Source organism: Neptunomonas sp. (assembly GCF_041601355.1).
GTDB lineage: Bacteria > Pseudomonadota > Gammaproteobacteria > Pseudomonadales > Balneatricaceae > Neptunomonas.
Genome location: NZ_JBFIIH010000152.1, coordinates 1 through 8,355, shown reverse-complemented (window position 1 = coordinate 8,355; position 8,355 = coordinate 1). Strand labels below are relative to the sequence as shown.

Below are 8,355 nucleotides of genomic sequence, written 5' to 3'. Positions count from 1 at the left end.
GCCGCTTCAGTGATTTCAATAACCTGATCGCCGACACCTGCCTCTTTAGCCAACTCATCAATGACTTCTGCTTCAATCAGCGTCGAGTCCATATCAAACACCACTAAACGGCGATGTCTACGGAATATATTATCTTCCTGAAAAGCGATATCCACATCTAACTCATTGGCCGTACGAAGAAACTCTTTTTGTACCAGCGATATATCTGGCGTTTCACCCCGAACCGAGAACTCTACGCAGGCCTTAGATTTTTCCGGCACATCATTGAGCAAGGATAAACGCCCGGACAGACGCGTTATCTTATCGATATTAAGACCATGTTGAGCAGCCACGTCCGTCACTGTCGCAATCTGCGCTGCGGTAATTTTACGCGCAAGCAGCGTAATAATATGGCGCGCTTTACCCTGACCTGTCACCCACTGTTCATACGCATCCTCATCGATAGGCTGAAAGCGCACTTTCATATCCATCTCATGAGTTTTGAACAAAAGGTCACGCAAAATAGGCGAAGATTCTGAAACTTGCGGTACTTCAATCAGAATACCCAAAGACAAGGTATTGTGAATTACGGCTTGGCCAATATCCAGGATGTTGACCTGAAAGCCAGCCAGGATAGACGTTATAGTGGACGTAACACCCGGTTTATCTTCACCGGATATCGTTAACAGGATAATCTCTTTCATCAAATCTTCCAGTTCAGCTTAACTACACATTATGCCAATAAATAATGGGCGGATTATACCAAAGGAAATCCGCCATGAATCACTTGCTGGTTTCAGATCACTTAGCTGAGGTTGGTTTTTTAGTCTTTTTCGAACGCCGTTTGCGCGCTTTCTTGCTTTTCCCTTCGCCACCTTTAGAAAGCGCCGCCACTTCTCTTTCAGCCGCTGACATATGCGCTTTTTTATGCGCCGATCCCTGATGCGCACGCTTAGCCTTAGCGCCAGTCTTCGCTTTAGAGCCGCCACGGCCACTTCGCTCTTTTGACTTAGGCTGATCGCCTGCGGGGCCGATTTTACCTTCAGCCAATAATTGCCGCTGACTCACTTTTGCTTTAACTTCCTGGCCGCTATTTAAGGTACCGATCAATTCAAAATCTATTTTGCGGTCATCCAGATCAACTCTTGCAACCTGCACACGCAAGCGATCACCCAGCTTAAACACTTTACGCGTACGCTCGCCTATCAACCTTTGTTTTGCCGCATCAAAGTGATAATAATCACTGGGCAAAGCGGTGATATGTATCAATCCCTCGATATAAACAGACTCAAGCTCGATGAAAAGCCCAAAGCCGGTTACCGCTGAAACCACACCTTCATACTCATGCCCTACCTGATCCTGCATAAACTCACATTTGAGCCACGCTTCGACATCCCGGGTAGCATCATCGGCACGCCGCTCTGTCATTGAACAGTGCTCACCTAGCTGCACCACTTGCTCAGTGGTGTAGCGATAGCGAAAATCAGTATTCAGAGAGAAATCATCCGGACGACGAATCGTACGCGCCTGTGAATCAGAATGAATCATGGCACGAATAGCCCGGTGTACCAGCAGATCAGGATAACGACGAATCGGCGATGTAAAATGCGTATAAGCAGGATAAGCCAAGCCAAAATGCCCATGATTCTCGGGGCTATAAACAGCCTGTGCCATAGAACGCAACATCATGGTTTGTATCACATGCCGGTCGGGACGCTCTTCGATCCATTCAGCCAGCTGCTGATAATCTTTAGGATCCGGCTCATCCCCCCCCCCCAGATTAAGCCCCAGCTCTGCCAAATATGCTCTAAGGCTCTCCAGGCGGCCGACTTTAGGGCCATCATGTACGCGATAAAGGGTTGGCATATCGGTACTACTGAGAAAGCGTGCGGTGGCCACATTGGCGCACAACATACATTCTTCGATCAATTTATGAGCGTCATTTCGTATCACAGGGATGATCTGCTCAATCTTCCTTTGCGGACCGAAAATCATACGGCTTTCGGTTGTGTCGAAATCAATCGCCCCGCGTTTAACGCGCGCGGCCCTCAAGGCAAAATATAAAGAATATAAATGTTCCAGATGAGGTACAACGTGCGAGTACTCATTGCGCAAAGCAGCGCCGTCATCTGACTCAGGCTCCATCAACATAGCACCCACTTTTGTATAAGTAAGCCTTGCCTGAGAGTTGATAACCGCTTCATAAAACTGGTAACCAGAGAGAACGCCTGCGGCACTAACAGTCATCTCACAGACCATCGCTAAACGATCCGCATTCGGATTTAGCGAGCATAAGCCATTGGATAGCAGCTCAGGCAACATAGGCACCACAAACTCAGGAAAATAGACCGAGTTGCCGCGTTTGTGTGCCTCCTGATCTAACGCCGTAGCAGGCCGTACATACCAGGACACATCGGCGATAGCGACCCACAAACGCCAGCCGCCACTGGCCTTTTCTTCTGCATAAACAGCATCATCAAAATCACGGGCATCTTCACCATCAATGGTAACAAAAGGCAGATGGCGTAAATCAACACGGTTCAGCTTGGCTGATTCTTCAACCTCGGGCGTTAAATCACCGATCTCCTGATGAATCGCATCAGGCCATTCATTCGGTATATCATAGTTATGGATGGCAACCTGAATCTCCATTCCGGCAGCCATATGGTCACCGAGGACTTCGATGACACGCCCCTGTGGCATATTTCGCTTACCTGGTTGCTGAGTAAGTTCAACGACCACCAGCTGATCATCTTCATAAACCAGGGCACTTTCAGGATCAGCAATCACCATCACCTGCTGCGTAATACGCTGATTTTCTGGTCGCAGATGCCCGAAACCAGCCGATCCTTTAAAACGGCCTACCAATTTATGCGTACAATGTTCCAGCACTTCAACGATCTTACCTTCGCGCCGCCCCTTTTGATCAACGCCGATCTCCTGCACCACCACGCGATCGCGATCAAACACCTGACGCATCTGTCGCGGGCTGATAAACAAGTCATTACCGCCTTCATCCGGTTTCACAAAACCAAAACCATCACGATGCCCAATCACTCGCCCTGAGATAAGGTCCATTTTCTTAATCAGACCGAACTCGTTTTTACGATTACTCATTAACTGACCATCGCGACACATCGCTTTAAGCCGACGGGAAACCGCTTCTATCCCATCCTCGTCGTCAACCTTCAGTTCAGCACATAGCCTGCCATGGCTGATTGGAGCCCCCCAGCTCAACAAAAAATCAAGAATATACTCACGGCTCGGTACCGGATTCTGATATTTATCAGCTTCGCGCTGAGCTTCTGGATCATTCTGGGTCCAATCTTTACTCATGACTTTCCATCCAATAGAACTACTTTTCTTAACAGTATGTCGCATAAACAAACAGGCCGGCAAGATGCCGGCCTGTGTTTTTCATATTTATGGAAGCTCGTCTATCGCTTCCTGATCATCTTTAGGCGGTGGTATTAAGTCTTCCTTACAAAGCCCCATCATAATGAGCGCGTTTGCTGCCACATAGATAGAAGAGTAGGTACCCACAAACACACCCACCAACAGCGCAATCGCAAAACCATGAATCATCTCACCACCAAAAAACGCTAATGCAACCAGCACCAGCAAAGTAGTAAGCGAGGTCATCAGGGTTCGGCTCAACGTCTGATTAAGGGAGATATTCATGATCTCCATTGAAGTTTCGTTACGTAACTTCCTGAAGTTCTCCCGAATTCTGTCGGCAACAACGATGGTATCGTTTAATGAGTAACCAATTACCGCCAACACCGCTGCCAGCACGGTCAGATCAAACTCAATCTGGAACAAAGCAAAGAAGCCGACAACAATTAAGACATCATGCGCCAGTGCCACCACTGCACCCACAGCAAATTTAAGCTGAAAGCGAAATGACACATAGACCATGATCATAAACAGCGCGAGCAGCAAACCCAGCCCGCCCTGCTCTCGCAGCTCCTCACCGACCTGAGCACCGACAAATTCATTTCGGCGTAACTCAATGCTCTGAGTTTCACCCTCCTGCAGCGCAGCCAAGACTTTGTCGCCCAACTTAGGATCATGGTCAGATCCCAAACGAATCAGAATATCAGTGGATGCGCCAAAGGTTTGCACCACTGCGCCGTCAAAACCAGCATTCTGTAATTGCAGACGAATATTATTCAGATCCGCTTCCTGCTCATAACCGACTTCAACCAAACTACCGCCGGTAAAGTCCAAGCCAAAGTTCAGGCCACGGACCGCCATCGAGCCGATTGAGACGAGCAATAAAATCACAGAAAAAATCGTGGCCAGCTTACGCAAACCCATGAAGTTATAAGTTTTTAAATGTGCAGACATTTTCAATTACCTCAGATCGACAGCGACTTAAGCTGACGGCCACCATAGGTTAAGTTGACTAACGCTCGTGTCACCAGAATTGCAGTGAACATTGAGGTCAAAATACCCACCGACAATGTAATCGCGAACCCTTTCACCGGCCCGGTTCCCATCGCAAACAAAATTACAGCGGCTAACAAGGTGGTAATATTGGAATCAAGAATAGTGGTAAATGCACGATCGAAACCCGCATTAATAGCTGACTGCGGCGGCAGACCATTCTTCAGTTCTTCTTTTATACGCGCAAATATAAGCACGTTAGCATCAACCGCCATACCCACGGTTAAGACGATACCCGCAATGCCCGGAAGCGTCAGTGTTGCCGACAGCAAGGACATGACCGCCACCAGTAATACCAAGTTAACACACAGGGCAATATTCGCCAGCAAGCCAAATACCCGATACACCACCAACATAAAGAGCAACACCAGGGCAAAGCCTATCTGCACTGAGGTAATACCCTGTTTAATATTTTCAGCACCCAGACTCGGCCCAACGGTACGCTCTTCAACAAAATACACCGGAGCCGCCAACGCACCCGCGCGTAGCAACAGCGCCAGCTCTGAAGATTCACCACCGCCATCAAGACCTGTTATACGAAACGAAGACCCCAGTACCGACTGAATAGTCGCCAGCGAGATAATCTTCTTCTCGATATAAGGGATACGCCTCTCGACCTGCTCACCATCGACAGTTTCCATCAAAGTGCGCGCTTTATGCTCAACAAAAATCACCGCCATACGCCGCTTCACCGCATTGCGCGTGGTACGCCCCATCAGCTGCCCACCCTTGCTATCGAGCGTGATCGACACCTGAGGCTGGCCATTCTCGTCAAACGTTGACTGCGCATTCGAGACACTCGAGCCGGTGATGATAATATCTCTCTCCAGCACCGCCGTGCGCCCTGGCTCATTGCGGAACTCATAGGTTTCGGTCAATGCACGGCTAACATCTGATTTTGCTTCAAGCCTGAACTCAAGATTAGCCGTTTTACCAATAATACGTTTCGCTGCGGCGGCATCTTGCACACCAGGCAGCTGAACGACAATACGATTACGCCCCTGTCGCTGTACCAACGGTTCTGCGACACCCAGCTCATTGACTCGATTACGCAAGGTTGTCAGGTTCTGCTTGATCGCATAATCTTCGATCGCACTCGTTGTTTGTTCAGTCAGCGTAATGACCAGATAATGACCATTTTCGTTATCATCGGTCTCATAGAGAAATTCGGTATAGTCTTTGCGCATCAATGCCAAGGCACTATCGCGGATTTCTGCATCCGCAAACTTCACTTCCAAACTACCATCTTCACGATGGTCTACCGAACGATAACGCAGTTTTCCTTCACGAAGCTTCAGTTTGATTTCTGAAACGTAAACATCAAGACGCTGTGCAACAGCCGTCGCCATGTCGACTTCCAGCAAGAAATGCACACCACCACGCAGATCAAGCCCTAGTTTCATCGGGCCTGCGCCCAGCGATTCCAGCCATTCCGGTGTAGTGGCTGCCAGGTTAAGTGCGACCACATAGTTGTCACCCACCGCAGTACTGATGACCTTTTTGGCACGCAATTGCGTTTCACCATCAGCAAAACGAATCAAGCCACTATTGTTCGCCAGCTCAACCTCTTTATACGCCAAACCTTCGCGTTTTAAGGCAGAGATCACGGTATCCATCAGTGGTTGATCTACCTGATGAATGTCACGATTTCCTGACAGCTGCACAGCATAATCTTCAGGATACAGATTGGGGGATGCGTACAACGCGCCAATCAGCAATACAAAGATGAGAAGTAGATTTTTCCACAGAGGGTAGCGGTTGAGCATGGTGCCCGTTCCTTGTATACAAACGAAAACGCCACTAATAAGAGTGGCGTTTCAAACAAACATAAGTATCAGATACTTTTCAGAGTGCCTTTAGGCAATACAGCTGCAACGTGTACTTTCTGGAAAGTCAGCTCTGTACCAGCGCTTACTTCCAGAACCACATAATCATCGTTCAGCTTAACAACTTTGCCCAAGATACCACCAGCGGTTAACACTTCATCACCTTTGGCCAGATCATTGATCAGTGCTTTATGTTCTTTGGCACGTTTAGCCTGTGGGCGCCACATGAAGAAATAGAAAATTAAACCAAAGCCCAACAGAAAAATAATGTTGAAAAAACCCGGGTCCATTTCTCCTGCAGCACCTGCTGCTTCAGCGTAAGCTGGGGAAATAAAGAAGCTCATTGCTACTCCTAACGTTATGAAATTAAAATTAATTTTTGGCTAACGGCGGCACTTCCATACCCCGATTGCTGTAGAACTCAGTTACAAAGTCGTCCAATTTACCCTGTTCAATAGCCGCACGCAAACCTGCCATCAATATCTGGTAATAGCGTAGGTTATGAATAGTATTTAGCTGCGCGCCCAAAATCTCATGACACTTATCCAAGTGATGCAGATAAGCGCGACTGAAATTCTGACAGGTATAGCAATCACAAGTTTCATCTAATGGACGCGTATCCGTTTTATTGGAGGCGTTTCTTAGTTTTACAACCCCTGTAGACACAAACAGATGGGCATTTCGGGCATTGCGCGTGGGCATAACACAGTCGAACATATCCACACCGCGACGTACGCCTTCCACCAGATCTTCCGGCTTGCCGACACCCATCAGGTAACGCGGCTTATCTTCAGGCATCTGGTGTGCCAGATGATCCAGCACTTTAACCATTTCGTCTTTAGGCTCGCCTACCGACAAACCACCAATGGCATAGCCATCAAAATCGATCTCGGTCAATCCAGCCAACGACTCATCACGAAGATGCTCGTACATACCGCCCTGAATAATGCCGAACAGTGCCGAAGGGCTATCGCCATGCGCCTCTTTAGAGCGCTTCGCCCAGCGTAACGACAAACGCATCGACTCAGCCGCTTCCGTTTCGGTCGCAGGGTAAGGCGTACACTCATCAAAGATCATGACCACATCAGAACCCAGCTCACGCTGCACCTGCATCGAACGCTCAGGATCGATAAAAACTTTGGAGCCATTCACCGGCGACTGGAACGTCACCCCCTTCTCGGTGATTTTACGCATCTTACCCAGACTGAACACCTGAAAACCACCGGAGTCCGTCAAAATAGGCCCTTGCCACTGCATAAAGTCATGCAGGTCACCGTGCAACTGAATAATTTCAGTACCCGGGCGCAGCATCAGATGGAAAGTATTTCCCAAAATCATATGCGCACCGATCGCCTCAATATCTTTAGGCAACATCCCTTTCACCGTGCCATAGGTACCAACAGGCATAAACGCTGGCGTTTCAACAACACCGCGTGGAAAGGTTATACGACCACGACGAGCTTTGCCCTGTGTCGCGATCTTCTCAAATTTCATAAAGCAGTTACGGCTCACAAAGCCTCCGTTGTGTCTGTTTTACGACTGATACACATAGCATCACCGTAACTAAAAAATCGATATCTTTCCTTCACCGCCACAGCATAGGCATGCATCGTATGCGCATACCCGGCAAAAGCACTCACCAACATCAACAGCGTTGACTCAGAGAGATGAAAATTAGTGATGAGCAGATCGACACTTTTAAACTCATATCCTGGCGTAATAAAGATAGAGCTATCACCAAAGAAAGGCTCAATCTCACCGCTTTGGCTGGCGCTTTCAAGCGAGCGAACACTGGTCGTACCCACGGCGACAACGCGGCCACCACGGGCACGGGTTGCTCTCACCGCTTCACACACCGTTTCATCCACCTCGATATATTCGGCATGCATAATGTGATCTTCGATACGTTCAACCTTCACCGGCTGGAACGTACCCGCACCCACATGCAAGGTGACAAATGCTTTTTGAATGCCTTTTTCATCCAGCTTAGCCAGCAATGCCTCATCAAAATGCAAACCTGCGGTGGGCGCAGCGACAGCACCCGGCTGCGAGCTATACACCGTTTGATAACGCTCTCTGTCTTCCAGCTGATCTTCACGCT

Annotated in this window: 7 protein-coding genes; all 7 read right to left on the bottom strand. The window is 48.5% G+C overall.

Annotated features, from left to right (window positions below):
• The coding region (locus tag ABY436_RS17530) for an ACT domain-containing protein (RefSeq protein ID WP_372740223.1) at positions 1 to 683 on the bottom strand (683 nt) is incomplete at its 3' end.
• A gap of 97 nt (positions 684 to 780) precedes the next feature.
• Positions 781 to 3,315, bottom strand: coding sequence for a ribonuclease R (gene rnr / locus ABY436_RS17525; protein WP_372740222.1), 2,535 nt, complete (start codon positions 3,313 to 3,315; stop codon positions 781 to 783).
• A gap of 87 nt (positions 3,316 to 3,402) precedes the next feature.
• Entirely contained in the window at positions 3,403 to 4,329 is a 927-nt protein-coding gene (secF, locus tag ABY436_RS17520) for a protein translocase subunit SecF (RefSeq protein WP_372740221.1), read from the bottom strand.
• An 11-nt stretch (positions 4,330 to 4,340) separates the two neighbouring features.
• Complete coding sequence (secD, locus tag ABY436_RS17515; protein WP_372740220.1) at positions 4,341 to 6,194, bottom strand: protein translocase subunit SecD; 1,854 nt, start codon at positions 6,192 to 6,194, stop codon at positions 4,341 to 4,343.
• A gap of 68 nt (positions 6,195 to 6,262) precedes the next feature.
• Positions 6,263 to 6,598, bottom strand: coding sequence for a preprotein translocase subunit YajC (gene yajC, locus ABY436_RS17510; RefSeq protein WP_090728908.1), 336 nt, complete (start codon positions 6,596 to 6,598; stop codon positions 6,263 to 6,265).
• Positions 6,599 to 6,626: 28 nt separating this feature from the next.
• Entirely contained in the window at positions 6,627 to 7,748 is a 1,122-nt protein-coding gene (gene tgt, locus ABY436_RS17505; RefSeq protein ID WP_372740224.1) for a tRNA guanosine(34) transglycosylase Tgt, read from the bottom strand.
• A gap of 14 nt (positions 7,749 to 7,762) precedes the next feature.
• Positions 7,763 to 8,355: tRNA preQ1(34) S-adenosylmethionine ribosyltransferase-isomerase QueA (gene queA, locus ABY436_RS17500; RefSeq protein ID WP_372740219.1), on the bottom strand; the 593-nt coding region annotated here is incomplete at its 5' end.

What these genes read in the sequence shown, in the direction of transcription:
- rnr (WP_372740222.1), bottom strand. Translation starts at nt 3,315, where the DNA reads ATGAGTAAAGATTGGACCCAGAATGATCCAGAAGCTCAGCGCGAAGCT.
- secF (WP_372740221.1), bottom strand. Translation starts at nt 4,329, where the DNA reads ATGTCTGCACATTTAAAAACTTATAACTTCATGGGTTTGCGTAAGCTG.
- secD (WP_372740220.1), bottom strand. Translation starts at nt 6,194, where the DNA reads ATGCTCAACCGCTACCCTCTGTGGAAAAATCTACTTCTCATCTTTGTA.
- yajC (WP_090728908.1), bottom strand. Translation starts at nt 6,598, where the DNA reads ATGAGCTTCTTTATTTCCCCAGCTTACGCTGAAGCAGCAGGTGCTGCA.
- tgt (WP_372740224.1), bottom strand. Translation starts at nt 7,748, where the DNA reads ATGAAATTTGAGAAGATCGCGACACAGGGCAAAGCTCGTCGTGGTCGT.